Genomic DNA, 25,932 nt, shown 5'->3' on the forward strand with positions numbered 1-25,932 from the left:
CTCCGAGCAGATAATCTAGTCCCGATTTCAAACATTTTTGAGGGGGCGCAAACATGGCAGGAGAGAGGATGACGGCGAAGGACTTCAAATCGCTCATGCCCCGCCTCAAGCGCATGACCGTCGGTAACGTGGAAATTGCGCGGCGCGTGCTTGTTGACGGTATCTCGCAGGTAGATGCCGCTACAGAGAGCGGACTGAGCAAGCAGCGCGTCGGTGCGGTAATCAAAGCCGTTGAAGCGGCAGCAAGAGCGATTCCCCCGGATTGGGAACAAGTTGAAGTCTGGCTGCCGCCGGAGCTTGCTGCGCAAGTGCGACAGATGGCCGAAGAGGCAAGGGCACAACTGACGATGGGTGGTGGTATTTTGTCGTCCTCGTGGCCTTCGACGCGATAGCGCAACTAACCGTCTCCGGCCGATTTCCACCGCCAATGTTGTCCCCGGATCTGATGGCAAGAAGCAGGGGCGTGAAGCTGTCTACAGAGGACAGGGAGAAAAAATCTGCGCGCCGTCCCGGCGCGCAAGTGTGTCGCAGCGTGGTAATCCTTCGTTACGCGCGGACTGTCATCGAATACGAAGGTAACGGCAAAGACCGCTCGGGCGGGTAAGTCGCCCCTTTGGCGAACCTTGTGTCCCTCACATTCCAGCGGCCAGCTTACTTCCGATGAAGCCGCCGACGATGCCTGCAGTCAGTGCGAGCACTGCCAGCAGCAAGACAAGCCGCCGCGCTTTGTGTTCGAGTGCGGCATTGGCGGCCACGAGTTGGACAGCGCCACTGTTGAGTTGATTGCCAACCTGCGCCGCCGCTACGCGGCCCGCCTCCATGAGCTTATTGCTGTTCTGCTCGATGACAGACTCAAAATTGAGCTTTGCCGCGAGGAATGCCTTGGCTGCGGCGTCGGTCGTTGCCCGCTCGATTTTTCCGGACAGTGCCTCGTCAGCCTGCTCGAAGCGCCGCACAAGCGCATCGGCATCTTGCAATAACTCTGCCATCAGCGCTTCGCGTGCGGTGGATACGTTGCCACCCATAACGGCCCCCGTTACTTGAATAGCACCTTGTACACGTCATCCAAGTTCTTATGCGCGGACTTCGCGAGCCGCTGCGCCGAAATCATGATGACCGCACGCGCCTTCGTGTCGTCATCCTTCGCTTCGCGCAGCATCGCCCGGTAGTCGGTCCCATCCGCGACGATCTCTGAAACACTCTTCTTGAGAACTCGCAACCGCTCGAAAATCTCGTTTCGGAACACTGCTGCTTCCGGTTTTAGCGTGAAGCATTTGCGATCTGCATGAAGGCCGAAAACCGTGCTGAACAGGCGCGGCACATCGTTTGCATCTTCAAGCTCGACCTTGTTGAACACCACGCGGATTTTCTTGGCCGGGACACCGAGGCCCGCCAGTGTCTCAATGGTGTTGACCGTGTCGATCTGCTGTTTCTTCTCACTCACCGCTGGCACGACAAAATAATCGAACTCTTCATGCGAGCCGTCGAACTGGCTCATCTGCTTGATGAACTCTTCGACGTTTGATGCGCCGACATCGACGATGGCCGAATCGAGCGTCATCAGATCCTCTTGAAGCCCTCCGTAGTCCTTGCCCTTGAGGCGCTCTGCGCCAGTGCCGGACGATCCCGCATTAATCGTTTCGACCTCAAACTTCGGCGCGTTCATGCGCGGCGCGAGGAGATTATCGACCAGCGTCGTTTTGCCAGGATTCCCACTGAAGTTGATGACGGCGACTTTCATTTGCGGCTCCTTCGTTGCTGTTTGGCCAGGCGTTCGTAACGTGCCAACTTTTCGGCTTGTTCAGCCGGGTCGGGCTTCATCAGACGGTCAAGCTCCTGCATCGAGATCGGCCCTTGTGAGGCCTCGTGTGAGACCGAGTCCGTCGATAAATCTGAATCGCTTATAGAGGATGAGTCAGAGTAGTGTCGTTGTGACACAGATCCGGTGGCGCTGGAGTGCTGGACATTAGCCGGAAGTTTCTGTCCCGCAGTCTCTTGCTCGACTTGCTGCTTCTGCCTGTACCGGTAGAGATAGCTTTTCAATGTGGCTTCGGTCAGATCGATTCCGTTCGCTCTCAGGGCCTTGAGAACATCCACGATCCGCACGCCTGCTGAGAGCCTCTGTTCTATCAGTGGCATCACTTCACGCACTTTCGCCGCCTTGGTTTTGGGCTCCAGCGCCGTCAAAGCCTGCACCACATCACGTTGCGGCATTCAAGCATCCTCCAAGCTATTGATACGCACTCCTATTGCATTTAGCACGCATTCTTCATACTACCAACTTGCATCTGTTTTGCAACCTCTGTGCTACTCGATTGCTACTTGATTGCATCCACTTCGCCTACGCCCTTTGGGCTAGTTGATTTTCACGCCCTTAACCCTTAGAGATCCCTGTCCTTAACAGGCCAGAAATCTCGATACACATCACGCACCCCCTGCGGGAGTGCAAACCCTTGATATGACCGGACTCACAGAGAAAGTGACACTACTTTGGCTCTATAGCGTTGCTATAGGAATTCACAGGAGAGCTATGTGTTTGCTCATTTGATACCTATAGACAATACTATAGGTTAGAAGATTGAGTTACTCTAAATTTAACAACAGGGGATGACGACGCATGAGCACAGGCAAATCGATCCCAGTCTGGTTTTCAGAAGAGGATCGCCGCAGGGTCGAAGAAGCGGCGGCACTCGCGGGCTATAAGCACCTGTCGAAATATATTCGCGACAAAGCGATGAGTCGTGATAGTCAGCGCGACAGCATGGAAACGTGGGCTGAGCGGCAAGAGCTCAATGGCCGACTAGCGGAAATTGAACGTACCCAAAAGTCCGCGCATACGCTTTTGGCCGCGCTACTTTTTTTGATGCGCAAGAAGGCGACGTCGGGCGATTTCAACGATCTCGTGCTTGCATGCGAGAACGCTGTATCGGGTGCCGGGATGCCCACGGAATTACTTGCCGCCTCGTCTCCAGAATTCGCTTCGCTGGTAACCCGATTCGCGGAGGATTCGTGATGTCAGAACCGATTGAGCAGATCGACTCGGACATTCAGGCTGCGCTCGATGCGCCGAGCATCAGCGACTGGCTGCACGATGCACTGCTGAGCGCCCTGCAGCGCGACTGTGTTGATGCGGCGTGTGATGCGCAAATATTGGCTGCGTGGCTCGCCCGGCGCCGTGACGCGGTGGTCGGGTCCAGCGTGGCCAGCGTGGGTTAGGCCGATGCAGAAACATGAAGCGGAGAACGCGACCCTGATCTTTGGCGTGAGCTTACCCGTGGCCGGCTGGCTTGCCGGCGCCTACGCTGCAAATGTTCCGCTGCGCCCGCTCCCGGAAGCGCTCACCGTTGCGCTCCATACGACACCGCACAATCCGCTCATCGCAAGCGGGGTCATGCTCGGTCTTGGCCTTGCGGCAACCGCCGCCTTTCTGCTGCACGAATACGGCGACGACGGATTTCGCGGCGCCCGCTATCACCGTTGGCTGCGCGGTGCGCGCATGGCCAACTGGCACGGCGTCAAACAACAGGTAAAGGCCGCCAATCGTCGAGAGAACCGCCGTCTTCGCGTCGAATTGAAGCGCGCGGCAGACACCAATGCGCCGAGTCTCGCAAGAACAGACTTGCCTCCCATCATGATCGGTCGGATGCCGATGCCGTTGCACCTTGAAAACCGGAACACGCTGATCTGCGCGACCATCGGCGCCGGTAAGTCGGTCGCAATGGAAAGCATGATCGCATCGGCCGTGAAGCGCCGCGACAAGATGGCCGTGGTTGATCCGAACGGCACGTTCTATTCGAAGTTCAGCTTTCCCGGCGACATCATTCTCAATCCGTTTGATCAACGTTCAGCCGGTTGGACCATCTTCAACGAGATCCGGGGCATCCATGACTTCGACCGGATGGCGCAAAGCATCATTCCGCCGCAGATCGATCCGACCGACGAGCAGTGGTGCGCTTACACGCGCGACGTACTCGCCGACACCATGCGCAAGTTGGTCGAGACCAATAACCCCGACCAGGACGCACTGGTCAATCTTCTCGTGCGCGAGGATGGCGAGGTGATTCAGGCATTCCTGGCCAACACCGACTCGCAGGGTTATTTTCGCGAGAACGCGGAGAAGGCAGTCGCCTCAATCCAGTTCATGATGAACAAGTACGTGCGACCGCTTCGGTTCATGTCCAAAGGCGAATTTTCGCTGTACAAATGGGTGCACGATCCGAACGCGGGCAACCTGTTCATCACGTGGCGCGAGGACATGCGCACAACGCAGCGGCCACTCGTGGCGACGTGGATCGACACGATCTGCGCCACCATCATGAGCATCCCCGACAGCTCGGCGCCGCTCGCGCGCCGGCTCTGGCTTTTCCTCGACGAGCTGGAATCGCTCGGCAAGCTCGAGTCGTTCGTGCCGGCGGCAACGAAGGGTCGCAAGCACGGTCTGCGCATGGCCGCGTCCATTCAGGATTGGGCACAGCTTGACGAAACCTATGGGAAGGACGCCGCGCGAACCTTGCTTGGATGTTTTCGTAACTACCTGATCTTTGGCGGCTCGAACGCGCTCAATACCGATAAGGCGAGTGAGATTCTGGGCAAGCATCAGGTGGAGCGAGTCCAGATCACGACGAACGCAGGCGGTGGCGCAGGCGGTGGTGGGGGAGGGCGCAGCCGCAACATTGTCACGAGTCCGCCGGAACCGGTCGTGATGGATTCAGAGATCTCGTTCCTGAAAGACCTGGAGGGCTACGTGATGTTCGGCGAAGACTTCCCCATCGCGAAAATAAAACTGCCGTACGTCAAGTATCCGCATCGGGCGACTGCAATCGAGATCAAGTGAGGAAGGCACCGCGATGCTCAATGTGACGCCGATTCGCGGAAGCAACCAGTATGCAGCCGCCCATTACTTCTCGTCGGCCGACGACTACTACGCTAAGGAGAATCCCGGCGAGTGGCAGGGCGAAGGGGCGCGGCACCTCGGGCTCACGGGGCCCATCGAACAGGCACAGCTTTCGCGTCTCCTGGACGGCCAGCTGCCCAACGGCGAGCGAATCCAGACGACGTTTGACCCCGTCGACAGCAAAAAGCGCATGGGGCTCGATCTCACTTTCTCGGCGCCAAAGTCGGTTTCGATGCAAGCGCTCGTGGCCGGCGACCGCGAAGTGACCGCTGCGCATGACCGCGCCGTGACCCGCGCGCTCGAACAGGTCGAGCAACTCGCCGAGGCCCGCAAGAAAGTAAAGGGCAAGAGCTACCGTGAACGCACGGGCAACATGACCATCGCCAAGTTCCGGCATGAGATGAGCCGGGCGAAAGATCCTCAGTTGCACACGCACTCGGTCGTGATGAACATGACGCGGCGCGCCGACGGTGCATGGCGGGCGCTCGCGAACGAGGACATTTTTCGCGTCCAGCACGAGGTCGATGCGATCTATAAAGCCGAGCTGGCAAAAGGCCTGCAGGCGGTCGGTTACTCGATCCGTTTGGTTGACGACAACGGCAATTTTGAGTTGGCCCACATTAGCCGGGATCAGATCGAAGCGTTTTCAGCACGCAGCCGTGTCATTGAAGAGGCGTTGGCCAACGAGGGTAAAACGCGCGCGAGTGCCACCACGATCGAGAAGCAGGTGATTGCGCTCGCCACACGCCCGCGCAAGGACGAGTCCGACCGGGAGATCGTGAAGCAATATTGGGCTGAGAAAAGCCGCGACCTGGGCATTGATTACGGCCCGAAATCACGGCTTGATGGACGTAGTTATGACGTGAGCGGCGGGCGAGAGCGCGCAGCACCGGGAGAGGCTAGCCACACGCTCGACGGGGCAGCCGACGGGATGACCGGCAAGGTGACTAACGCTATCACCGGCGACAGAGGGAAGGTCTTTAAGCCCGAAGAGCGCGATCGCGTTGCCGCAACGAGTTTGCCGGCCAGCCTCACGCCTGCACAAGCGGTGGCGCAGTACGCCATCCACCATCTCACTGAACGTGAGGCCGTCGTGCGTGAGAGCGCGCTCATGGCGACCGCTCTACGCCGGGCCGTGGGCTTGGCAGGGCCGAGCGACGTTCGCGCCGAAATCAAGCGATTGGTCGGACAGGGCGCGCTTATCGAGGCGGTGCCGGCGTATCGGATGGCCGAGCGCAAGGAGGGTCCCGCGCTGTCTATTGCAGGCTGGAAGCGCTATCTGCAGGAGCTCAAGGGCTGGTCAAACAAGCAGGCGCAGCAGTACGTCGCCAATGCGATCAAACAGGGCTCACTCGTACCGGCCGAAAAGCGATACACGACGCAACAGGCGCTTGCCCGCGAAAAAGCCATTCTCGCCATCGAACGGACCGGACGTCGGGCCGTCGCGCCGATTCTGGAAATCGCCGCCGTCAGATCGGCGCTCGAAAACTCCACGCTCAATACGGGGCAGCGTTCGGCCGTCGAAACGATCGTCGCCACGGGTAATCGATTTGTGGGCATCCAGGGCGACGCCGGCACGGGGAAGACCTACACCATCAATCAGGCCGTTTCCCTCATCAAACAGGCGTCGGCCTTGACCTCGAACGCCGCGATGCAACAAGGCTACCGGACCGTCGCGCTCGCTCCATATGGCAATCAGGTCAAGGCGCTTAAGAACGAAGGACTCGAAGCGCATACGCTCGCGAGTTTTCTCCGGTCGAAGGATAAGCCCGTTGACGCCAAGACGATCATCGTATTGGACGAATCCGGCGTCGTCGGCGCTCGCCAGATGGAGCAGCTCATGCGAACGGTCGAGAAGGCGGGTGCGCGTATGGTGTTGATCGGGGACACTAAGCAGACTGAGGCCATTGAGGCAGGAAAACCTTTCGCCCAGCTTCAACTCGATGGCATGCAGACCGCACGGATCAGCGAACTACAGCGACAGAAAGATCACGAGCTGAAGGCGGCGGTGGAACACGCAGCAGAACAGCGTGTCACCCAGTCGCTCGCGCATCTCAAACACATCGAGGAGCTGAAAGAGCCGACGGAGCGACATCGCGCGATTGTGAACGACTACATTGCGCTCACCGAAGCCGAGCGTCGCGACACACTGATTGTCGCCGGCACCAACGAAGCGCGTCGCGAGATCAACAAGATGGTGCGCGAGTCGCTGGCGCTCACCGGCAACGGGCGGGAGTTTGACACGCTGACTCGCGTAGACATGACGCAAGCGCAGCGTCGCTTTGCACCGAGCTATCAGCCCGGTATGGTGATTCAACCGGAAAAGGACTACGTGAAAGCGGGGTTGGTGCGCGGCGAAACATACCGCGTGACAGAGGCATTACCCGGCAACGCGTTGATCTTGTGTCGGCAAGATGGCACGACGGCGACGATCAACCCCCGCAAGGTGACGCAGCTGAGCGTCTATGGACTCGAGCGGGCTGAGCTTTCGGTCGGCGACACCGTGCGGATCAATCGGAACGATGCAGGTCGAGACCTCACGAATGGCGATCGCATGCGTGTGGCTGGCGTGATCGGCGGTGTGGTGAGCCTCGAAACGGTCGAGCATCGAGACGGCCGGCCCGTGCGATCAATTGAGCTGCCGACCGGTCGACCGCTTCACCTTGAACACGCCTATGCCTCGACCGTCCATAGTTCACAAGGCTTGACCAACGACCGGACGTTGATCGCGCTCGACACGAAGAGTCGCACGACGTCGATGAATCTGTATTACGTCGCCATCAGCCGATCACGGTACGAGGCGCGGGTCTACACGGACTCGATCAAATCGCTGCCTGCTGCGATCGCACGTCGATTCGATAAGACGACGGCCTTGGCGATCCAGCGAGAGCGGGAACTGCAACGCCGCGGTGTTGGTACGCAGCCTGGAGGCGCTGCAGCGGGTAAGCAAGGTTTGCAACGTCAACTGCCCGAGGACCATCGCAGGCAGCCAACAAACGGTCGCAAGCCTTCGGATTACGGTCGATTCAGATAGGTCGATTCAGATAGGTCGCTTCGGTAACGAATGTGCGGAATGCGCGCTTATTGATCGGCGTCATCGGCGCTTCGTCAGCTACTCGTCACGCATCAGCCAGCATCCACTAGCTTCAACGGCTAGCCCTACGATCGGTCCGACGGCATCCGTCCCAAATCGACCAACGCCCGCGAAATCGGCCCTATCATGATCGCGCAGGCGATCGACATGGTGAAGACCACGAAAAACGCGATCCAACGCCCAGGGTCCGGCCAAGTGGCCACGACAAGCACGATGTTCGTTGCATACCACAGGAGAAAAAAAGCGACCGCCAAGTAGGCAATCAGATCAGCAAGACGGACAAGAGGTGGTCGGATCATCGATCGTGCTCCATTTGTAGATTGACGGTGCGCCTGGAGGTTGATGCGGGCGCGACTATTTTCGGACCGCTATCGCGCGTGGCACATGCGAGCTCACCGGTAGGAGCTCACCGACATGCGTGCACACCGATATCCGAGCGGACACTGCTACCAACGCACGCGCTGTTGGTAGGTGTTGTCGATGTAGACGTCGATGGCCCGCGGATTCTGCGGTGGCTGCCAGAGCACCTTGTCGAACACGTACACGGTGTAGGTGTTGTCATAGCTGCCGGTCGTGTACGAGCCGATTGACTGACCGACACAGGCTCGCGCGCCCGTGGCATAGCCGTTCCCGACCGATGACTCCGATAGTTGCGGTGGGGCATTCAGCGAGTATGTGCCATCGCCGCCGAACCATCCTCCCTTGTTACCGCTCGATCCTCTTTGGCCCTCGACGACATAGGAGCCACGCTCGGCCGGCAGCAGCGGCGCCGGGCAAGGATCGTACGGATCATTGACCTGCCGGGCGTAGCTCGATCCATCATTTCCGTCAGCTTGATCACAACTCGGAAACGGTCTCCCTTTGCTGAGGTCGTGATAGAGCTGATTGATCGGGGGCACGCATTCGCCAACGCCTTTGGGACCACCGTTCGATGCAGGATTGGCGAGGCATAGCAGCACCTTGCAACCGTACTCCGAGGCATGGGCCGGCACTGATGTGCCGAGGACAAGCAAGACAATCATGGCTCTTTTCATCGGTTTTCGTCCCGAAAGCGCTTCTCCCGTATGCCAGAGAAGCGTTGATTCACAAACTGCACGAATGGCGCAGCCTGCTGCGTAGTTGATGTCGATGCCGATGTCGGTGATCGCTGGACGGCGACTGGCTGCGTCGCATGCGAAGCTGATGTGGGAGCGGGACGCGTCTGGTTGACTATGTACGCCGAGCCATCGGCCGGCGTTGCCAACCGTACTCTGACCGCCGCCCCGCTGTTGGCATTCTCGACAGGTGAGTCGGGGGCCTGGTCACGCTGCGCCTGACCGTCTGCAAACATCACCCATTGCGGCGTCATGGCCATCCGCTTCGCTGGCTTCTGGGCTGCCGCGTGTTGAGGCGTAACGCTGGCATCAGCGCTATCTGGCTTCACGGCCGGTACAACGGGAATGGGCTCGGCTGTGTCTGTCGCGTTCGCCACCACCTTTTGCACGTAGCTCCGCTCACCCGCGCGATCTGGCCGAAAGCCGCGCGTGAAGTTACCCGAGTAGTAGCAACTGAAAGCAGCGCGGAGCGCTTGTTGATCGTCCGTTATTCGTGCCTTCGCGCGCTGGTAGCAATCTCGTAGAATCGCACTGCCCGCCTTGAGGTTGCGGCATGGCTCGAATATCGTCTCGTAGCGTTCGCCATACTTCGCAAGGTTGTAGCGATTGACCTGTCCGAGTCCCATCGAAAAATTGAAGCCCTGTCGCTCAAGCTCTCGCGCCGTCGCGACGGCTTCCGCCAGGTTGCGCGGCTTACGCTCAAGTCGGCCACCCACGACACCAATCACGAAGGGATTGCCTGCCGACTCGGTGCGCACCACACCCTTGAGTGTTGTCGGGTGAACACCCGGCGCGCATTCGGCGGCCAGCTTGTCGAGCGGTAGAGAAGGGGCCGCTGTGTGGGCGCAGGCGAACCGGCCGAATACCAGCAACGCCCCGGCCGCGGCGAGTATGGGTAGAGCGTCACGCGCCTGCATAAACGATCTCCGATATGTAGCGGCCGTTGCGCTCGGTGTATTTCCACTGCACGACGACGTCGATACGCCTTCTGACGCGTTCGATGATTTGCTCGCGCGTCATCGAGGTGTGTCCGTCCATCAACTCGCCAAACCGGTCATACATCTCAGCAGGTGAATCCGTGTGAATAGTCGTGAGCGAGCCTTTATGCCCCGTGTTGAGCATGTTCACGAATTCGACGGCCTCCTGGCCGCGGATCTCACCCATGATCACCCGATCAGGGGTTAGCCGCATGCACGAGCGAAGCAACGTGGTTGGCGTCACGGCAGCCTGCCCCGATGCTTGATGACGGGCGTAGGACAATCGAACACAGTTTGGCTGGGCCGGCTCGATCTCGCGGGAGTCTTCAATGGTGACGATGCGTTCGTGCGCGGGTATTTCCTGTACCAGTGCGTTCAGGCATGTCGTCTTGCCGCAGTAGGTCCCAGCGGAAATGACGATATTTTTGTGGGCCAACACCGCGCCGCGCAGGAACGCGTCCCACTGCCTCGCCCGATACATCTCCTGCAAGCTTGCATCGGAGTAGGGTTCATCGATCACATCGCCGTTCACGAATCGGAACGTACCCTGTTCCAAGTACTTCGGTAGACTCATCCGGACGAGCGACTGCTTGCGAATCGTCATTGCGATGGTCCCCTCCGGCACGACGGGTGGCAGGATCATTTCGGCCCGGTAGGTTCCTCGCTCGAAATCCGGAATGCCATCATCGAGATTGACCGGAATTTCGGCGGAGAGTATCGGGCTCTCCCGATCGACTTCGAGGCTCTTGAAGGAAGCGGTGACGTCAGCCAGTGACGAAAGCAACTGATACGTGAGTCCCGGCACTTCGATCTTCTCGGCGTAGTATGAGTCTTTCTTTCTCAGCCATAGCTCGCCCGGCTTGTTGACCTGAATCTCGGTGACATCCTTGTCGTCAAGATAGTCCGCCAGCAACGAGAGCTTGGCTCGGAAGGAGGCAATTTGCGACATGTCTCCTCCTCACTGAATGAACGTCACGCCGTCGACGTGCTTCGCCGCATCGATCTGATCCTTGTAGATCGACGTGAAATCCAAATCCTTGTTCACGTAGATACGTACGCGCGAGCCTGCTGGCACTGTCACTGTCGGCTGGATGTTGATGTACGGGGAAAGGACCTGTTGCGACGACTGGGCTGCGGCTTGTTGCACCGACTGCCGGTATTGCGAGGCGGAGTTGTATTGATCGCCCGAACTTACACCGACGTTCGACGCACCGGCACCGATGATGGACAGAAGCGCCGACATGCCAAAAATCTCGGCAAAATGGGTGTCGACGATCCCGCCCATGCCGGCCGTACCGCGCTGGTCGCTTCCGGCACTGTCGATGGCAACCTGCACGCCGTCAGGTCGACGCAGCGTGTTCCACACGACGAAGAGGCGATCTTGGCCTTTGCGCAGTTCGGCGTTGTACGTGCCGCACACTCGCGAGCCCCATGGAATCAGTTTGAGCCGACCCTGTGCGCCATATACATCGCGTTGCACAAGCGCGCACAGCTGACCCGGCAGGTCGGAGATCGCCCGAGGTTCCAAGACTGCCTCGATAAACTCGCCCTGCAAAACCTTGTAGGGAAGATTGTCGATTTGGCTTGCCATGCTGACCGGCACAGCATTGCCGGTCACTGCACGGGCGAAGCGCGAATTGGCATCTTGCGGGCCTTGGTCGCCCGAGCCACCGCCGAGCATCCCGGCGTTTGGCCGCCCCTGACCGCCTGCATCGGGCGCTGCCTGTGTCTGAACGCTTGCAGGCTGATTCCCGCTGTTAGGCGGAATGATGGCCGACTTCATGCGCGCTTCGAGCAAACGTCGCGCTTGTTCGCGACGCTGCATTTCCATCTGCTCGCGCTGCGCCTTCATCGGGTCGTCGGCCTGCACCGTGCTTGCCGGGGTTGCCGCCGGTGCGGCCGTGACGGAAGAGGCACTCGCCAGCTCTTGATCCTTGAGCTTTGGGACGGGCTTGCGGTCCGGGATGGAGAGTTCGCTATTGGCTGCCGTCTTGGCCGAGTCATTGCCGCTATGCTTGACCAGCCACACTGCCACGATCGCGGCGGTCGCGATCGCAGCGATGGCGACACCGCCAAGCCGCTTTTTGCGGTTGTCGGCCACCATCGAGGTGTTGGCCTGCTTTTCCCACTCCCGAACGGCTGCTTCGCGGTCCTCGGCAGGGTTGATGTTCGGATCCACCATATCAGTGCCCCTCGGCATTGAACGCTGAAGCGGTGCTCACGTCAGCACGGCGATAAGGATTCGCGTTGTTCTGTACGCACAAATGGGCATTGCCGTTGCGCAGCGTGAAGAGGCTCGCTGTACGCTTGACGACCATGTACGGGCCTTCCCGACGCGGACTCACTGCAGATTCGGTGCCGTCCGGACCCACCGTGTAGAACGACGGGATCTCAGCATTCTGGTCGAACAGGAAATATGTGAACTGTCCATCGTCGAACGCGCGTTTGAGGGGAACCGCAGTTTTGTCTCCCGACACACCGTAGTCAATATTCAGCCGTGCAGGATCAATTCCATTGCTCGCACTGGCGTCGGACCGAGTGGCACCGGGGGAGCCACCCATACTCGCGTTCATGTTCGAGGCTGTGTTCGGGTAAATGAAGCGCACCAGAAACGTCTGCGTCGTTCGCGCCTTTGAGCTCGTAAGCTTGAAATAGTAGGTCCGCTTGTCGGTAACGACGGTCAGGTTGGTTGCCGCATTCGGCTCGACCGGCTTGATGAACAACCGATTTTGGTAAGGGACCGTTTGCCATGCGATCGAATCGCCCAGAGAGACCACCTTGACTACCTCGTCGTTGGCAAACTCAATGGAAGTCTGATATCCATACGTGCCCACCACCTCATAGACCTGATTTGGGTCATAGGGGACTTGCTTGACTCGATCATCGGTCACAAGTGCGTGAGGCAACTTGGCTGCGAGTGACGGAACGGAGAACAGCGGAGTCGTTACGCTGATAAGGACTGCTAAAGCGATAGGATCGAACTTGCGGTTCATGGTCTGATTCCTTGCTCAAAGCGTGTTACTGGCGGCTCAACTCTTGATCTTTCCGATAACCCGTCGTGGCATAGCCAAGCGCGTTTTCCCAGCGGTCGCCCAATGCGAGCGGTTTGAACGTGAACGTGTAGCGCACAAGCGCCGTGTAGTACTCGGTCTTCGGCGGGCTGCCGGGCTTTTCGATAATCGATTGGAACGAGACCTGATACGCATCCTTCCCGAGCGACGTGATGCCGGTGATCTTCGGATAGCGACGCCCGCCCTGGCCCAACTGGTAGTAGGGGTTGTTTGCGTTGTCGGCGCTGGTCTCCGCGTCATATTGAGCGGCAACTGATTGCGTTGAATGCAGCCGACACAAGTCGGCGAAGCGTTGGCGCCAGTCAGGATCAAACGTGTTGCAGTACATGATGAAGTCGTACACTTGGCTCTGGACGAAGCTCTCCTGTCCGGTGATCGTCTCCTTGTTGACCACCTGCTGTTTCACCACATGTCCGTTGGCGTCGAGCACTGATACGACAGGAACGACCGTGTGAATGCTGGCGAGGACGGTAATCGCGCTCGCCATGCCGCCGACAACAAAAAGAAGCAGGCCGATGAAAAGATAAGCACGGTTGCGCTCTTGTTTAAGCTTGTTTGAACCACCAAGCTGCATACGTCGCGTTGACTCGTCGCCCGTGAAGGTCCCCTTTCCGAATGGTTTCATTTCCCTACTCCTTTTGCGAGCGCCATTCGGGCTATCATCACTAAGGTGCCAGTAGATGACGAAGCTCCTCCCGCCAGCGCTGACGCCCAGCTCCTAACTCCCAGCATGAACAGAATCAACACGCCTTCCACGATGACGAGCTGAGCTGTCTGCTCACTGGTTGCCAATCCATCTGATTGCGCCACCTTTCCCGCCGTGTCGATAGCGTCACCAAACGCGAGAAAGCCGAACCGAACTATCGCAATCACCAAGATGTACATCAAACAGAACGTCAGCATCTTGCTCACCCAATTGATGAACCACTGCCGTGTCTCGGGAAACATCAGAAAGCCAATGAAGAGAGGGCATAGCACCATCGTGATCGCAAGTCCGAACTTGGCTATCGTCATGTAGACGAGAGCCAGCACGAACAGAACGCAGTTCAACACGAATAAGAGAATGCCGTCGCATATCATCGCGAATTGATAGAAGTCCACGGAGCGAAGACGCTCCGACACTGCTTCCACGTTATTCCAAAGTGCGTCCAGCATTTGGGCTGTTGGTTTCCCGGCCATGACCGTAGCAGCAGCGCCCTCCATGAACGAAACAAACGCGGAATAGATGGTCTGCGCAAATCCTCCCCAATTTAGCGTTCCGAACACAGCAACCGTCATCACGGCTTTTGCTAGGACGTCTTTCCACTGCATGGGCGCGTACCCTGCATACACCTTGTAGCCAAACAGCGCCCAGTACAGCACGGCAGCGAAGTAGATCGGCGTTGATATGGCCGCCGAGATGGCTGGATACGTCTGCGCCAGGAATGACTGGGTAACGCCGTCCGCAGCACCAACCAAGCCTTGCAGAGACATGTCGGCCATGCTATTTAGCTCCCGTCACTTCGTTCCAGTGTGTCGCGACGCGCGAGTCGATTACATCATCGCGACTCAGTTGATACCCTGTTGCCGTGGTAACGCGCTTTCGTATCTCCGCGACGCAAAACGAAAAGTTGGATGCTTTAGGGTTAGCCTTCTCGAAGATGATTTCGCCACATCGGATTGGGTACGAGGGCACCCATCTTCTGAACTGATTTGAGTCGGCGGTCAGCAACGGATTGCCGGCTGGGACCGCAAGCATGCGACTTTCTTTCGACGGTGGTGGAACGTCATTCGACACGCTCGCAGCTTGATTGGTTGGTTGCTTCGGAAAAAAGTAATAAACGGCTCCTCCGATCGCGATGACCAAGGTAGCTCCAGAAATCAGCATCCAGCGAAGATTGCGCATCGGTGTTACTCCTTCAGCTACTCGTGTTGATTGACTCGAATTTGCACGCGCACGGTGACTTGTCAAGCTTGTTCGATGAATTTGCGCATCCGCTCATGAAGGATATTGCGAGCAGTACGACGAACAAGCGCCATCCCTTCTTCGCTAGTTTCATCATTGGCCAGAAAAGAACAAAGGCGGGAAGGAAAGCGAGGATTTTCATGACATTTCTCTCAGGGCTCTTGTCCTCTCGCGCGCGAGAACTGATTATTGGCCTGCGCGATGGAAATACTTCTGTGTCGCGGCTGTCGCCTGATTCTGCTGATTCACGAGGTTCGCTTGGAGATTCATGTTCATCGCGTTGAGCTTGGCCATAGCACTCGACAACATGCCGTTCTCGCTGGATATACGGTTCTGCAAATCTTGTGCGTCTTTGACATTCGTTGTCGTATCGACCTGCTGACTCATCACGGATAGGTTGTTCAGGTGCGTCTGAACCTCTGAATACAACGAATCGCCGCCAGCCAACGCCGCACGGACGGAATCCGTGCTCATCTTGTAAGACGTCGCGTTTTGCGCATTGGGATTGGCAAATACGTCTTGCGGCATTGTGTTGATGAGCTTCTCGTAATAACTCTGCCTCGCGCCGAAGGTGCCACTTTGCTGTTGCGAGACGACCTCCTGCCAAGACCCCGGCACGACCGATGCCGCGTTGATCGACTGATTTAGGCCGATCGAACCACGGCCGTAGCTTCCGGTCACCGCTGCGTATTGATCTTTGAGTGTTCTGTACTGGTCCTGCAGCTGCGAAAGTTGCTGCTGCAGTTGCAGAAACGTGGCAGCGTCAAACGTCGGGATACCCGTGGCGTAGATTGGCACCGAGACGCTGAGTGAGAAGCCTACAGCGACGGCAACAAGCGTAGTTTTCACGTTCACGCTCCTTCCTTCTTGAGGTTGTGCGTGTTTTCGGAGATCGCACGCTGCATGAAGACCGGCAACCACTTTTCCGGGTCGTCGGTTTCGAGTTCACTGATGATTTGCTCCATCAGCGCAACCCCCTTGTCGTTCGAGGAGAGCACCGGGATAAACTCGGGCATGTCCGAGAGATCGAACTTGACCCGGATCGACTCATTGCCACGTCGAATCAAAAACTTGAAGCTTTCGGGCGGTGTGTTATGAACGAAATCGAATTCGCCGTCTGTGAGGCCAAGGCGATCCACGAGATCGGTCTTGCTCGCCTCTCCGTTTGGGAGGTAAATCTTCGTTGCAGTCTGCTTCTGGATCGAATCCGTCTCGCTGTAAAGATATTTGGCGTCGGGCGTGACGAAGATGAGCAGCCCATTTTTGCGGCGGATCTGCATGATGTAGCTGTCAATTTTCTCTCGCCAATACGCGTGTTTGACGAGGTTCTGGCCTTCCTCTAGTACAAGGATGAACGGCTCACCATTCATGGACTGTTCGATACGGTGAAACGGATAGCTCAAGACGACGGGCAGTTCGGGTCGAGCCACTCCGTCCTTGATGAGCTGCCGCATTTCGAAGCAGTAGTGCCGGCACTGCGTGAGGTCGATGCTGTCGTGCTCGCTGTCAAACACGCCCCAATTGGCGCCCGCTGAACCATTTGCGCCGTGCCAAATCCTCATGTCCTTCGCCAGTTGTCCTTGACCGAAGCACCACGCCACATTACGCAAACGGCGATCTTGGAATGGCAAAACGTCGTAGTTCTCACAGACGGCTCGCTTGAACCGCTCGATGTCATCGGGCGTGAGCTTGCCGCCGTAGCACGTGCGCATCAGCGTCATCAATTCGACGAGGTACAAGCGGTTCTCGGGTGAGTCGGGTAGCTTGAAGGGGTTCCAGCCGGTGTTTCCCTGCACTGACAACGTGGTGTGGGGAGCCCCCATTGCGCGCATGAAAACCTTCGCACCCTCACGGTTGTCGAACCAGAAAACGCGCGGACGCGCCTTGTCAGCCATGGCGATCAGAGCCGACAGTAGGGTCGTTTTGCCTGCTCCCGTGTCCGCGGTCAAGGCCATGTGCCCTGCGACCATGCCTTCCATTTCCCGGTGGAAGTTGAAGTAATAGGCGGTGCCACTCTCTGTCTCAAAGGGCATAATCGCCGGGCCCCACAGGTTGCCGTCGATCTTTCCAATCGCGTAGTTATGCAGTGAGGCAAATCCCGCAAAGTTGCTGGACTTGATCTTGCCTCGTCGGCCGATGAAATGCTGCGCTTGGCCTGGAAGCTGCGACCAGAAGAATGTCTCGGCGGCGAACCATTCACGCACGGCCTTGACGCCAAGGTTCACGAACGATTTCTTCAGCAACGCGACCGCTTTATCAAGGTCCGCAATCGTTTGCTTTTTGTTCTCAACAGGATCGGCGTGCTCTGTTGCGGCAGGCACATGGGCGAGAATCGTCAAGTGATGGAGGCCATTGACAGCTCGGCCACTTGTCAGGTCGCGCAAGCCTTCCGTGATTTCCTTCTTGTCCTCCTCCGCACCACCTTCCCGGTCGTTGACCACGAGACGTCGTCGCTCCTGCTTCATATCATGCTCGGCAGAAATACGGTCGCAGAAGAAAAACGACTGGGTGACGATGTATTCGACGGGTTGCTGCAGAAACTCGTCAAGCATGTGCGACGGTGTGCGTGCCGGCCATTCGGCCATGCTCAGCATTGCACCGGCGCGTGTTCCACTCAGGTTCTGCACGGACATCATGTTGCCGACCATCTTGAAATCGAGCCACGACACGGCAAGCGTGCGGTCAAATTGGATGTCGGTGACGGGCACGCGCTCGTCTTCCAGATTGATCAGGTAGTGGAAGAAGCCGGCAATCTCCGAATAGTCCTCACCGAGATGGTCGTCGATGCTCTCACGGTCATAGACTTCACGCACGCCATATTGAGTCTGAAACGCTCCCCAGCTCAAATCGAATTGCTGGATGGCTGCCCGGGCGTCCGCCGCACTTATCTGGTCCGTCGTGAACGTTGGCCGACGCCGGATACGCAGTTTTCGCGCGCCATAGGCCGACAGAGTCTGCACAACGAGATTGGTGGCCTCGTTCAGAGCCTTTGCCTGTTCCTCGAATGACTCGAGGTTTTCGGATGATAGCTTCGCACCAGACGCGAAGGAGAAGATGCGGTCGAGAATGCCCGGCGCGCCTTGTCGAAAGCGATTCTGAACGATGGTGATATAAATCTCGTTCACGTAGAAGGAACGCTTCTCATAGCGCTCGCGCCACGCGGCGTTAAAGCGCCGTGCGAACCACGTACCGCCATCTCCCTCCGGGTACTGATTGACCTTGCGACGAATCAAGTGAACATAAATCCCGCGATCGCTACTCGAGACTGTGCGCAGCACGGTATGGCGCACACGCTCGTACTGCTTCTTCTGCGCCGCGTTGAGCGAGTCGTGGAACAGGCCGCCAAGCTTAATGACCTGCATAACCGCGCCATCTTTCGTGAGGACGCTGTAGTCGTCATAGTGCACAGTGATGGGGATCATGTCACTTGCCGCCATTTCCTTGGCGTCGACGGCTGCCCCGTTAGGCAACGGCATCGACAGCGACATGTCGAACATCTCTTTCAGAATGTTAGCGGGGCGCATAGCGTCGGCATCTCCAGAAGCGCTTGTTCGGACATACCTTTAGATGCGTTGCGGCAGCCAAAATGTCGAACAAGTAAACGTCTTTGAGGCAGATCAGATAACTGGCGAGCAGCAAGAAGGGGATGGCCATGGCCGGAAGCACTGACCGCACGATCATCGCGGCCATGCCAGGAATGTAGAAGCTCAACGCCAGACTCGCGAGCGTCAACCCACCAACCATCGTTGGGCGGGTCATAGCTACAACCAGCGTTTCCCCCTCGTCGTCGTGGAGCCTTTCGCTCACACTCATACGATCGTTCCGGCCGAGCGCGCCTTGAGATCAGAGACGATGTTCGGCGCAAAGAAGACGAGTCCAATTCCGAGCCCCCAACCGCCGAGCGTCATGAGGTCGATGCGACCCGTCTTCCAGCGGTATCCTTGGATCGCCAAGGTGATGATGCCGATGTAGTAGCCCCACTCATAGATGAGCAGTTGTGTGACGGATCGTAAAAAGGCAGTGATCCCGCCAAATGTTCCGGATGCGTCTTGCGCGTGTGCGAGCTGCGGTAACAGGAGGAGGGCGATGACGCAGGCATTAGCCGTCAGGTCGAGAATCATGTCCAGACGATCGGTCTTCTGGATTCGAGCTGATTGGTCGGAGTTCTGAACTTGCATCTTTCGCCCTCTCATGAGTTGAACCTTAGGGTTCGTTGGTTTTTAGGCACTCTCAGTTGCTGATATGCAGTACTAATATTGACAATTTGATATTTCTGTATCGGAGAATATGGTTAGTCGGGCTTTGTTAGATCGAGCGCGATCTTTTCGTCGAGCTGCGAGTGAGATGTTTCCCGCATGCGGATTTTGAGTTCAACGACCAGTTGGGCGTTTCGAGATCGCTCTTCGGCTTTTGCGCGCGAACTGAGCCATTCGTTAAGCTCCTTCGGAATTCGATACTGCGATCGAATAGATTCGCCCATTCTTTCTCCCTTTCATTTTGTCACTATAAAGTGACTTGTAGTCACTATACGTTAGTGTCTGGGTAGTGTCAAATTTAACTATGGAAGATACCCATCGCTCTCAATATCGCTTGCCTTGGCCGCTGTACGAAGAGCTCAAGGCCGCGGCGGAAAAAAACCGCCGCCCGTTGAATGCCGAGCTCATCGCTCGGCTGGAATCAACGTTCCCGCAGTTGACGGTGAATGCTGGCGCGGACCTGACGGCGCTGCACCTCACCATCTCTCGGATGTCTCTGGCGGAACTCATGACGCCAGCCGAGATCATGATGTTTGCGCAACGAATGTTGGAACTTGCGCAGCAGCGAGGCGGCAACACCGACGCACCTCGATAGTGCCTATGGTCATACAAAAGCTCGAAATTGTTCGTAATGTAGTGTCACATTCTTTGTAAGAGTTTGTGTCGTTGCCGCGAATACCGTCATCGTGGATTGGGCCTCAAGAGCTATGAGAAGGGGCTTTTCAGGGCGATGCTGAGTGTGCATAGCGGGTCGGGCTGGAGATGCTCTGATCGTCACACCAGAAAGTGATATCAGAGTTGTACCCGATCACTGCCAGCATGTTCAAGGGCTTGAATGTGCTGCCAGAAGCCGCTATGGATCGGGATGATGCGACTGAAGGCGGATCTGCGACTCCGCCTGTTTATCGTGATTCCGCGATTGCGATTAACGGTATCGATGCCGTGGGCCTGCTTCAAGCAGCGCGCAGAGGTCACAGGCCAGATTAGCGACACTCGGGTGTTTGAGTGGGCTGCGAAAATCATCTCGCAAGACGAAATGCATGGTCGATTGCATGCGATCCGCCGTGAGGCAGCGAAGGCGACTTACTAGACCTCCTGAGATTAGGCCAGGGTCTGAAAGGCAAGTGCGCGGCGTCGGGTCCCGCGCGCAGATCGCATCAGCATCTGAAGTCATTGCGTGCTTTGCGCGACCACCGACACGACGCGCGTTACCGTTGGGTCAAGCAAATGTCGCAGCGTGCGGTCCGCAGAAATCTACTTGCAATCGCTGGCGGAGATGTTGAGCTGCGACAGTTTCCGCGTGCGCCGTTTGTGAAAAGTAGGCCTGTCAAATCGATGGACAGGCTCGAATGCTTAGGGAGACATGGAATGAGAAGGTCGGCGGAAAATAAATTGCGGGTCGTTGCGGTTCGCGTCGATCCAGTGATCGAGCAACGTCTGCGCGTGCTGGCCGAGGCAACGGGACGCAAGCAGTCGTTTTTTCTGCAGCGAATGATCGAGGACGGGATCGACGCGATGGAAGACATCTGGCTGTCGCCCGAGACGCTGGTCAAAGTTCGAAATGGCGAACTGTCAGACTTGGTAGCGGAGCACGGGACGACTTCAGATTTATTCGATTTAGAAGCGGTCGATACCGAATCAAGGTAACTTCGGTTTTTGCCGCATTCCACAGTGACGAGTGAGTCGCATCAGGACCAGGAGAATCAATGAACAAGCAAGAATTGGTAGAAGCAGTCGCGTCGGAAGTGGGGATCAGCAAAAGCGCCACTGAAGAGGCAATCAGCGCTGTCCTGGAAACAATCTCGAAGGAAGTGGCGGCAGGCAGTACGGTTCAGTTCCTTGGGTTCGGCACCTTTGGCCGCGGCGAGCGCGCCGCGCGCACGGGGCGCAACCCGGCGACGGGCGAAGCGAAGGAAATTGCTGCGGCGAAGACCGTGAAGTTCACGGCCGGCAAAGCGTTCAAGGACGCCGTCAACGAGTCGTGAGATCTCGGGCGGTTAATGTCGATCCACTTAGAAAAGTTGGCTGCCGAGCGGCGTCAGATTGGTGAGCTTGACAGCGGTCAGGCGCTCCGAGCCATCAGGGTGAATCGATCTGATCATCACGCGTTGGCCTCGTGCTTCACCCAAGACCTCGACGATGCGATCGCCATAGCGTGCGATGGTGCCGCGCGGCGGTTTTCGCCTCATGGTGTTGGATTTGGAAGGAGAGGGCATAGACAGAATGGCTGCTGCGACGTAGGCATTATGCCAAGCCCTACGTCGGAGCCAAGCGTTTGCTACTTTGCTCAGCGCACAGTCGTTTCAGTCGAAAAGGCGTAGTCTGGAACCAATCGCCATGTTCTTCGGCAGCATTGCACTGCTCATCCTTCTTGATGCCGCTGGCAAGCTCAGCCCGCTGCTCGGTAGGAATGCTTCCTGACACGCCACCATGCCTAACAAGCCCAAGCACGCGAAAAGCGCCCGTCGCGCGCCGCTGACTCGAACACAGTTGCTGCCGATCGCACCGACGACTGCACGCAAGTTTTCATTGGAAAATCATCTGGCGCTGGTGGCGATGCGCAGTGGACGAGGTAATGCCGATCTTGCAAGCACACTCATCAAAATGCTGTATTTGACCTTTCTCGTGTGCGAAGGGGACCGGCTTGATCCCCAGATCGAAGCCTATCTCGAAGCCGAATCGATTCTCCGGGCAAGCATTGACGATTCATTGACGACGGAAGGCTGGCAAATTGCCGACAATCAGTGCGAGCCAATCAGCTGGTGTTGTGCGCGCATGACGAGCAACTCGCGTCGACACCGCTACATCGATTTGAGGTCGCGAAGCGACGACTTGATCACGTCTTGAAAGCAGGGCGTTTTACGGATCTTGATGCGATGTACCCGATGCGCGAGTGAAACGCCGCATCGGTCAGGCATCACGTCATTTCGAATCGGTATCGAACCCGTGCGCGAACGCTTAAGCTCTTTTTTGCTGTCAGATGACTGGTTTTTGTTCCGCTAATTCCCACAATTGGCGGCGCCTGGTTGCGACTGCGAAGTCGAGCTGACCTGCCCCGGTACTTTGAGACCGAATTGATCTAGGATAACGGCGCATCATACGGAGCGCGTCATGAAGAAGAGTCGATACAGCGATGAGCAGATTGTTCGGATCTTGCGAGAGGCGGACAGTGCGCCGATTGCCGAGGTGGCAAAGCGACACGGTGTCAGCGACGCGTCGATTTACGCGTGTCGCAAGCGATTTGGCGAAATGGTCAGTGACGACGTCAAGCGATTGAAGGCGTTAGAGTTCGAGAACAACCGACTGAAGAAGCTCGTGGCGGAGCGTGACCTGGAAATCGAGGTCATGAGGGAGATTTCCGCAAAAAAATGGTAAGCGCACAGGCACGCCGCGAGCAAGCCCGCTATGCCATTTCGCGCGGGCTGAGTCAACGACGTGCGTGTGCGCTGATTCACGTCAGTCGCGCCAATCTCGGTTACATCAGCATCATGCCGGGCAAGAACGGCCCGATCGTGGAGATGATGCGACGCCTCTCGGGTGATTATCCCCGCTTCGGCTCGCGGCGCATCCGCATCATGTTGGGTCGCGAAGGGATCATCATCGGCAAGGAGCGGTGCAGCCGATTGGGCGCAAGCCGGTCTTCAGGTGCCTCGCAAACGGCGTCGACGCCGCCTCGCCGGTTCGCGTCCCCGGCCGCTTGCTCCGAGCGCTCGCAACGCCGTATGGAGTTTCGATTTCGTCTTCGATGCGTGTGCCAACGGCCAGCAACTGAAATGTTTGACGGTCGTCGACGAGTACACGCGTGAGTGTTTGGCCATCGATGTGTCTGGCTCGATCCGATCGGCTAGAGTCATTGAAGTGTTGAGCAAGCTGATCAGCGTTCACGGCGCGCCACGCTATATGCGAAGTGACAACGGCCCAGAGTTTGTCAGCGCAGCGTTGCTCAAGTGGGTGGTATCGGAGAAGATCGAATCGGTGTTAATCGATCCCGGCAAGCCCTGGCAGAATGGCACGAACGAAAGCTTCAACGGTAAATTCCGTGACGAATGTCTTGCCATGGAATGGTTCCGCAATCGGATTGAAGCCAAGATCGTGATTGACGACTGGCGACGGCATTACAACGAGGTTCGACCGCATTCGAGTCTGAACTACGACACGCCGCTGGCGTACCGCCAGCGCTTAGAAAGAAATTCAACCCAAGCCGTTATTGCTAGAACGCAGTGGTCTTAGAAAAACGGGCAGGTCAGAGCGTCTGTGTCCAAGCATCAGGCTGCGATCGAGGCTATGCGACAGACCATCTGCTGATGCTGTTAACGAAGTGTTTGAGCGGGCGAGTGCATCACGGCGAGTTCGCCGGCTCGGCGTCCCGACTACCCTACAAGCATTCCCGCGCCTGCACAGGTAACGCACACGAACTATCCTGCGGGTAAGCGACTCGGCACGACCGTTTCACAGTACTGAATTTCTCGATGCATGATAAGCGCGTTCAGATTGACGGAGACAGTCAGCCATGTCGAACGCAGCGGGCCGTACGCATCCCCGTCGCACGTATGCGCAAGAATTCAAGCAGCAGGTGATCAGGGAGACATTGGAACCCGGCATGTCAGTGTCGATTGTTGCGCGACGGCACGACATCAACGCCAATGTAGTGTTTGGATGGCGCAAGCAATACCGTGAAGGTAAGCTGCCTGTCCCTGCACTCGAAGCCGCGTCGAGCGTGCCCAGCATGAATTTGCTGAGCGTCGAGGTGGTTGACTCGGCATTGGTACTGCAGCCGCCGGAGTCGGCAATGGCGTCGCAAGCGCCACGCGGCGTACCGATGCCGCCCCCTGCGTGCGAAATCGAGGTGGAGATTGGCAAACGGCGTGTGAGGATTCGCGGCCTGTCTGCCGAGCGCGCCGAAGCGTTCCTGCAGGATTGTCTGAAGTGATCGCGCTGCCGGCAGGTACGCGCGTTTGGCTCGTGGCCGGTGCGACCGATATGCGCTGCGGCTTCCAGGGGCTGGCCGCGAAAGTGCAGACAGCGCTCAAGGAGAATCCGCTGGGTGGCAACGTATTCATCTTCCGCGGCCGCCGCGGCGATCTCGTGAAGCTGCTTTGGGCAACCGACGATGGCCTCTGGCTGCTCGCAAAGCGATTGGAGCGAGGCCGGTTTATCTGGCCACAGGCCGACGGTGGAAAGATCCATCTAACGAGCGCACAGCTGTCAATGCTGCTCGAAGGCATCGACTGGCGACACCCACAACGCACCGCCGCTCTATCGATGTTGTAAACCACATCGAAGGCTCGTAAACTGCGACGCATGTCCAGAGATGCGCCGCTTCCCGCCTCCGTCGCTGAGCTCCAAGCTTTGGTGCTCGCGCAGCAGGCGTCGATCGAGAACATGGTGCGGGAGATTGCCGCACGGGACGACGAAATCGAACGCTGAAGGCGCAGATCGACAAGCTCAGGCGGATGTACTTCGGGAGCAAGTCCGAGAAACTGGCCCGGCAGATCGATAAACTGGAGGCGCAGCTGGAAGACCTGACGGCCGGTCAGGGCGCGGCCGAGACGCGAGGACACCGAGACAAGACGTCGACGGCGCCGCCCGGTCGAGCGCCCACGCGAGAGCCGCTGCCGCCGCACTTGCCACGCGATGAAATCGAACTCACACCGAATCCGGCTTGCCCCAAGTGTGCGACAACGATGCAGCGACTCGGCGAGGATGCCTCCGAGCAACTCGCGCGCGTGGCAGCTGCGTTCAAAGTGATCCGCACGATCCGTCACAAGCTGTGCTGTCCTGACTGCGGCCACATCGAACAGCCCGCGATGCCCAGCCTGCCGATCGAGCACAGCATCGCGCATCCGAGCCTGCTGGCCGACATTGCGGTATCGAAGTTCGCCGATCATCAGCCGCTGTATCGCCAATCGGAGATTGCGGCACGCGACGGCGTGACGCTGGATCGCGCCAGCATGGGCCGCTGGATCGGGCAGATCGCCGAGCTCTGCGGGCCGCTTGTGGAAGCAATCCAGCGCTACGTGCTGGTCGCCGGCAAAGTACACGTCGACGCCTACGCCTTAACCGGATAGATCTGGATAGATTTGGATAGATCATGTCCACGATTGCTGATCATGGACACGATCCTCCGTCTTGATCCATATGAATTCCATCATGCCTCACGCGCGCACGAATGAGGAACTGGCCCAGCCGAGTCGCTTATTCCTGCGGCGAAGAACCACGCCGACATCGATCGTGCGAGTCCGAGCACGACCTCCGCGTCGGTCCGGCCGGAGGACGCGCGCACGTGGAACGAATGATCTGCGTCATCCATCAGATGCAGCGTGGCGCGCGGCGCCAGCGGTTCGACGACCGACCGCAGCAGGTGAAGCTCGGCCAGCTTGTCGCGCGTGCCCTGCAGGAAGAGCATTGGCACCGTGACGTCCGCAAGGTGCTGTGTGCGTATTTCGGACGAAGGTGACCGGCCGTTTCGGGATCGTGACCGGCGATTTCGGCAACGTGACCGGCCGTTTCGGGAACGTGACCGAACGGACCGGACGACAGGACTGGCGTTGCGCATGACATCAACCACGCGAGCTATGCTCGCCGGCTTTGGCCGGAGAAA

At 57.9% G+C, this 25,932-nt stretch carries 30 protein-coding genes and 2 pseudogenes; 13 read left to right on the forward strand and 19 right to left on the reverse strand.

The window, feature by feature from the left end:
- The first annotated feature begins 68 nt into the window (after window positions 1-68).
- Window positions 69-392, forward strand: coding sequence for a TrfB-related DNA-binding protein (locus tag NCT04_RS32550; RefSeq protein WP_250469944.1), 324 nt, complete (start codon window positions 69-71; stop codon window positions 390-392).
- A gap of 240 nt (window positions 393-632) precedes the next feature.
- Here the strand turns inward: NCT04_RS32550 and NCT04_RS32555 are convergent, their stop codons facing one another.
- The 3 genes from NCT04_RS32555 to NCT04_RS32565 are packed head-to-tail and all read right to left on the reverse strand — an operon-like array spanning window position 633 to window position 2,214.
- Window positions 633-1,025: a hypothetical protein gene (locus tag NCT04_RS32555; protein ID WP_250469945.1), complete on the reverse strand. Its 393-nt coding sequence runs from the start codon at window positions 1,023-1,025 to the stop codon at window positions 633-635.
- Between the two features lie 11 nt (window positions 1,026-1,036).
- Window positions 1,037-1,741 carry a StbB family protein gene (gene stbB / locus NCT04_RS32560; RefSeq protein ID WP_250469946.1) on the reverse strand — a complete coding sequence of 235 codons (705 nt, stop codon included), beginning with the start codon at window positions 1,739-1,741 and terminating at the stop codon, window positions 1,037-1,039.
- A complete protein-coding gene (locus NCT04_RS32565; protein ID WP_250469947.1) occupies window positions 1,738-2,214 on the reverse strand; it encodes a conjugal transfer protein TraD in 477 nt (158 codons plus the stop codon). The genes stbB and NCT04_RS32565 overlap by 4 nt, the downstream gene beginning before the upstream one ends.
- Window positions 2,215-2,617: 403 nt before the next feature.
- On the opposite strand from NCT04_RS32565, the gene NCT04_RS32570 reads away from it, so the two are divergent.
- Genes NCT04_RS32570 through mobF form a run of 4 tightly spaced genes read left to right on the forward strand, consistent with a single transcriptional unit; the run spans window position 2,618 to window position 7,928 of the window.
- Window positions 2,618-3,013, forward strand: coding sequence for a hypothetical protein (locus NCT04_RS32570; protein WP_250469948.1), 396 nt, complete (start codon window positions 2,618-2,620; stop codon window positions 3,011-3,013).
- On the forward strand, window positions 3,013-3,216 hold the full coding sequence (locus tag NCT04_RS32575) for a hypothetical protein (protein ID WP_250469949.1): 204 nt from the start codon (window positions 3,013-3,015) through the stop codon (window positions 3,214-3,216). Before NCT04_RS32570 ends, NCT04_RS32575 begins: the two co-directional genes overlap by 1 nt.
- Before the next feature lie 4 nt (window positions 3,217-3,220).
- The gene (locus tag NCT04_RS32580; RefSeq protein ID WP_250469950.1) at window positions 3,221-4,834 is read left to right on the forward strand and encodes a type IV secretion system DNA-binding domain-containing protein; all 1,614 of its coding nucleotides are present in this window, start codon (window positions 3,221-3,223) and stop codon (window positions 4,832-4,834) included.
- 13 nt (window positions 4,835-4,847) lie between these two features.
- Entirely contained in the window at window positions 4,848-7,928 is a 3,081-nt protein-coding gene (gene mobF / locus NCT04_RS32585) for a MobF family relaxase (RefSeq protein WP_250469951.1), read from the forward strand.
- A gap of 125 nt (window positions 7,929-8,053) precedes the next feature.
- On the opposite strand, the gene NCT04_RS32590 is transcribed toward mobF, so the two are convergent.
- The 14 genes from NCT04_RS32590 to NCT04_RS32655 form a co-directional block, all read right to left on the reverse strand.
- Entirely contained in the window at window positions 8,054-8,287 is a 234-nt protein-coding gene (locus tag NCT04_RS32590; RefSeq protein WP_250469952.1) for a hypothetical protein, read from the reverse strand.
- A gap of 147 nt (window positions 8,288-8,434) precedes the next feature.
- Window positions 8,435-9,022, reverse strand: a complete 588-nt coding sequence (locus NCT04_RS32595) for a hypothetical protein (protein ID WP_250469953.1) — start codon at window positions 9,020-9,022, stop codon at window positions 8,435-8,437.
- The gene (locus NCT04_RS32600) at window positions 9,019-9,999 is read right to left on the reverse strand and encodes a lytic transglycosylase domain-containing protein (protein ID WP_250469954.1); all 981 of its coding nucleotides are present in this window, start codon (window positions 9,997-9,999) and stop codon (window positions 9,019-9,021) included. The genes NCT04_RS32595 and NCT04_RS32600 overlap by 4 nt, the downstream gene beginning before the upstream one ends.
- Window positions 9,986-11,008, reverse strand: coding sequence for a P-type DNA transfer ATPase VirB11 (virB11, locus tag NCT04_RS32605; protein WP_250469955.1), 1,023 nt, complete (start codon window positions 11,006-11,008; stop codon window positions 9,986-9,988). The genes NCT04_RS32600 and virB11 overlap by 14 nt, the downstream gene beginning before the upstream one ends.
- Before the next feature lie 9 nt (window positions 11,009-11,017).
- Complete coding sequence (locus tag NCT04_RS32610; protein ID WP_250469956.1) at window positions 11,018-12,241, reverse strand: TrbI/VirB10 family protein; 1,224 nt, start codon at window positions 12,239-12,241, stop codon at window positions 11,018-11,020.
- Window position 12,242: 1 nt separating this feature from the next.
- Window positions 12,243-13,052, reverse strand: coding sequence for a P-type conjugative transfer protein VirB9 (gene virB9 / locus NCT04_RS32615; protein WP_250469957.1), 810 nt, complete (start codon window positions 13,050-13,052; stop codon window positions 12,243-12,245).
- A 25-nt stretch (window positions 13,053-13,077) separates the two neighbouring features.
- The gene (locus NCT04_RS32620; protein WP_250469958.1) at window positions 13,078-13,755 is read right to left on the reverse strand and encodes a VirB8 family type IV secretion system protein; all 678 of its coding nucleotides are present in this window, start codon (window positions 13,753-13,755) and stop codon (window positions 13,078-13,080) included.
- On the reverse strand, window positions 13,752-14,612 hold the full coding sequence (locus NCT04_RS32625) for a TrbL/VirB6 family protein (RefSeq protein ID WP_250469959.1): 861 nt from the start codon (window positions 14,610-14,612) through the stop codon (window positions 13,752-13,754). The genes NCT04_RS32620 and NCT04_RS32625 overlap by 4 nt, the downstream gene beginning before the upstream one ends.
- Before the next feature lies 1 nt (window position 14,613).
- A complete protein-coding gene (locus NCT04_RS32630) occupies window positions 14,614-15,015 on the reverse strand; it encodes a hypothetical protein (protein WP_250469960.1) in 402 nt (133 codons plus the stop codon).
- A 246-nt stretch (window positions 15,016-15,261) separates the two neighbouring features.
- Window positions 15,262-15,930: a TrbJ/VirB5 family protein gene (locus NCT04_RS32635; RefSeq protein ID WP_250469961.1), complete on the reverse strand. Its 669-nt coding sequence runs from the start codon at window positions 15,928-15,930 to the stop codon at window positions 15,262-15,264.
- Entirely contained in the window at window positions 15,927-18,599 is a 2,673-nt protein-coding gene (locus NCT04_RS32640) for a VirB4 family type IV secretion/conjugal transfer ATPase (RefSeq protein ID WP_502800722.1), read from the reverse strand. Before NCT04_RS32640 ends, NCT04_RS32635 begins: the two co-directional genes overlap by 4 nt.
- Entirely contained in the window at window positions 18,586-18,888 is a 303-nt protein-coding gene (locus tag NCT04_RS32645) for a VirB3 family type IV secretion system protein (RefSeq protein ID WP_250469963.1), read from the reverse strand. Before NCT04_RS32645 ends, NCT04_RS32640 begins: the two co-directional genes overlap by 14 nt.
- On the reverse strand, window positions 18,885-19,253 hold the full coding sequence (locus NCT04_RS32650) for a TrbC/VirB2 family protein (protein ID WP_250469964.1): 369 nt from the start codon (window positions 19,251-19,253) through the stop codon (window positions 18,885-18,887). The genes NCT04_RS32645 and NCT04_RS32650 overlap by 4 nt, the downstream gene beginning before the upstream one ends.
- 113 nt (window positions 19,254-19,366) lie before the next feature.
- Window positions 19,367-19,555, reverse strand: coding sequence for a hypothetical protein (locus tag NCT04_RS32655; RefSeq protein WP_250469965.1), 189 nt, complete (start codon window positions 19,553-19,555; stop codon window positions 19,367-19,369).
- Window positions 19,556-19,635: 80 nt separating this feature from the next.
- Between NCT04_RS32655 and NCT04_RS32660 the strand changes: the two genes are divergently transcribed.
- From NCT04_RS32660 to NCT04_RS32670, 3 genes are all read left to right on the forward strand, one after another.
- Window positions 19,636-19,926 (forward strand): Arc family DNA-binding protein, encoded by a 291-nt coding sequence (locus tag NCT04_RS32660; RefSeq protein WP_250469966.1) that lies wholly within the window; start codon window positions 19,636-19,638, stop codon window positions 19,924-19,926.
- 773 nt (window positions 19,927-20,699) lie between these two features.
- Complete coding sequence (locus NCT04_RS32665; RefSeq protein WP_250469967.1) at window positions 20,700-20,978, forward strand: YlcI/YnfO family protein; 279 nt, start codon at window positions 20,700-20,702, stop codon at window positions 20,976-20,978.
- A 59-nt stretch (window positions 20,979-21,037) separates the two neighbouring features.
- Entirely contained in the window at window positions 21,038-21,316 is a 279-nt protein-coding gene (locus NCT04_RS32670; RefSeq protein ID WP_250469968.1) for an HU family DNA-binding protein, read from the forward strand.
- 27 nt (window positions 21,317-21,343) lie between these two features.
- Here NCT04_RS32670 and NCT04_RS32675 read toward each other — a convergent pair whose 3' ends face one another.
- Window positions 21,344-21,547 carry a hypothetical protein gene (locus NCT04_RS32675; RefSeq protein ID WP_250469969.1) on the reverse strand — a complete coding sequence of 68 codons (204 nt, stop codon included), beginning with the start codon at window positions 21,545-21,547 and terminating at the stop codon, window positions 21,344-21,346.
- Between the two features lie 214 nt (window positions 21,548-21,761).
- Between NCT04_RS32675 and NCT04_RS32680 the strand changes: the two genes are divergently transcribed.
- The 5 genes and pseudogenes from NCT04_RS32680 to NCT04_RS32700 form a co-directional block, all read left to right on the forward strand.
- Window positions 21,762-22,178 carry a hypothetical protein gene (locus NCT04_RS32680; protein WP_250469970.1) on the forward strand — a complete coding sequence of 139 codons (417 nt, stop codon included), beginning with the start codon at window positions 21,762-21,764 and terminating at the stop codon, window positions 22,176-22,178.
- A 264-nt stretch (window positions 22,179-22,442) separates the two neighbouring features.
- Window positions 22,443-23,561 (forward strand): annotated as a pseudogene (locus tag NCT04_RS32685) (IS3 family transposase).
- Window positions 23,562-23,841: 280 nt separating this feature from the next.
- Window positions 23,842-24,261, forward strand: a complete 420-nt coding sequence (gene tnpA / locus NCT04_RS34925) for an IS66-like element accessory protein TnpA (RefSeq protein WP_284503555.1) — start codon at window positions 23,842-23,844, stop codon at window positions 24,259-24,261.
- Window positions 24,258-24,602, forward strand: coding sequence for an IS66 family insertion sequence element accessory protein TnpB (gene tnpB, locus NCT04_RS32695; RefSeq protein WP_250469971.1), 345 nt, complete (start codon window positions 24,258-24,260; stop codon window positions 24,600-24,602). The genes tnpA and tnpB overlap by 4 nt, the downstream gene beginning before the upstream one ends.
- Before the next feature lie 30 nt (window positions 24,603-24,632).
- Window positions 24,633-25,378 (forward strand): annotated as a pseudogene (locus tag NCT04_RS32700) (IS66 family transposase); the annotation flags it as partial.
- Between the two features lie 101 nt (window positions 25,379-25,479).
- On the opposite strand, the gene NCT04_RS32705 reads toward NCT04_RS32700, so the two are convergent.
- Window positions 25,480-25,737 carry an alpha/beta family hydrolase gene (locus NCT04_RS32705; RefSeq protein ID WP_350030052.1) on the reverse strand — a complete coding sequence of 86 codons (258 nt, stop codon included), beginning with the start codon at window positions 25,735-25,737 and terminating at the stop codon, window positions 25,480-25,482.
- Between the last annotated feature and the right edge of the window lie 195 nt (window positions 25,738-25,932).

Source organism: Caballeronia sp. GAFFF2 (assembly GCF_023631485.1).
Lineage (GTDB): Bacteria > Pseudomonadota > Gammaproteobacteria > Burkholderiales > Burkholderiaceae > Caballeronia.

Coding starts and splice junctions, on each gene's coding strand:
- NCT04_RS32665 (WP_250469967.1), top strand. CDS start 20,700: ATGAGAAGGTCGGCGGAAAATAAATTGCGGGTCGTTGCGGTTCGCGTC.
- stbB (WP_250469946.1), bottom strand. CDS start 1,741: ATGAAAGTCGCCGTCATCAACTTCAGTGGGAATCCTGGCAAAACGACG.
- NCT04_RS32675 (WP_250469969.1), bottom strand. CDS start 21,547: ATGCCCTCTCCTTCCAAATCCAACACCATGAGGCGAAAACCGCCGCGC.
- virB11 (WP_250469955.1), bottom strand. CDS start 11,008: ATGTCGCAAATTGCCTCCTTCCGAGCCAAGCTCTCGTTGCTGGCGGAC.
- NCT04_RS32575 (WP_250469949.1), top strand. CDS start 3,013: ATGTCAGAACCGATTGAGCAGATCGACTCGGACATTCAGGCTGCGCTC.
- NCT04_RS32595 (WP_250469953.1), bottom strand. CDS start 9,022: ATGAAAAGAGCCATGATTGTCTTGCTTGTCCTCGGCACATCAGTGCCG.
- NCT04_RS32655 (WP_250469965.1), bottom strand. CDS start 19,555: ATGGGCGAATCTATTCGATCGCAGTATCGAATTCCGAAGGAGCTTAAC.
- NCT04_RS32570 (WP_250469948.1), top strand. CDS start 2,618: ATGAGCACAGGCAAATCGATCCCAGTCTGGTTTTCAGAAGAGGATCGC.
- tnpA (WP_284503555.1), top strand. CDS start 23,842: ATGTCGAACGCAGCGGGCCGTACGCATCCCCGTCGCACGTATGCGCAA.
- NCT04_RS32550 (WP_250469944.1), top strand. CDS start 69: ATGACGGCGAAGGACTTCAAATCGCTCATGCCCCGCCTCAAGCGCATG.
- NCT04_RS32660 (WP_250469966.1), top strand. CDS start 19,636: ATGGAAGATACCCATCGCTCTCAATATCGCTTGCCTTGGCCGCTGTAC.
- NCT04_RS32670 (WP_250469968.1), top strand. CDS start 21,038: ATGAACAAGCAAGAATTGGTAGAAGCAGTCGCGTCGGAAGTGGGGATC.
- NCT04_RS32610 (WP_250469956.1), bottom strand. CDS start 12,241: ATGGTGGATCCGAACATCAACCCTGCCGAGGACCGCGAAGCAGCCGTT.
- NCT04_RS32555 (WP_250469945.1), bottom strand. CDS start 1,025: ATGGGTGGCAACGTATCCACCGCACGCGAAGCGCTGATGGCAGAGTTA.
- NCT04_RS32645 (WP_250469963.1), bottom strand. CDS start 18,888: ATGAGTGTGAGCGAAAGGCTCCACGACGACGAGGGGGAAACGCTGGTT.
- NCT04_RS32630 (WP_250469960.1), bottom strand. CDS start 15,015: ATGCGCAATCTTCGCTGGATGCTGATTTCTGGAGCTACCTTGGTCATC.
- NCT04_RS32620 (WP_250469958.1), bottom strand. CDS start 13,755: ATGAAACCATTCGGAAAGGGGACCTTCACGGGCGACGAGTCAACGCGA.
- NCT04_RS32565 (WP_250469947.1), bottom strand. CDS start 2,214: ATGCCGCAACGTGATGTGGTGCAGGCTTTGACGGCGCTGGAGCCCAAA.
- virB9 (WP_250469957.1), bottom strand. CDS start 13,052: ATGAACCGCAAGTTCGATCCTATCGCTTTAGCAGTCCTTATCAGCGTA.
- mobF (WP_250469951.1), top strand. CDS start 4,848: ATGCTCAATGTGACGCCGATTCGCGGAAGCAACCAGTATGCAGCCGCC.
- NCT04_RS32705 (WP_350030052.1), bottom strand. CDS start 25,737: ATGCTCTTCCTGCAGGGCACGCGCGACAAGCTGGCCGAGCTTCACCTG.
- NCT04_RS32680 (WP_250469970.1), top strand. CDS start 21,762: ATGCCTAACAAGCCCAAGCACGCGAAAAGCGCCCGTCGCGCGCCGCTG.
- NCT04_RS32650 (WP_250469964.1), bottom strand. CDS start 19,253: ATGCAAGTTCAGAACTCCGACCAATCAGCTCGAATCCAGAAGACCGAT.
- NCT04_RS32640 (WP_502800722.1), bottom strand. CDS start 18,599: ATGCGCCCCGCTAACATTCTGAAAGAGATGTTCGACATGTCGCTGTCG.
- NCT04_RS32580 (WP_250469950.1), top strand. CDS start 3,221: ATGCAGAAACATGAAGCGGAGAACGCGACCCTGATCTTTGGCGTGAGC.
- NCT04_RS32590 (WP_250469952.1), bottom strand. CDS start 8,287: ATGATCCGACCACCTCTTGTCCGTCTTGCTGATCTGATTGCCTACTTG.
- NCT04_RS32600 (WP_250469954.1), bottom strand. CDS start 9,999: ATGCAGGCGCGTGACGCTCTACCCATACTCGCCGCGGCCGGGGCGTTG.
- NCT04_RS32625 (WP_250469959.1), bottom strand. CDS start 14,612: ATGGCCGACATGTCTCTGCAAGGCTTGGTTGGTGCTGCGGACGGCGTT.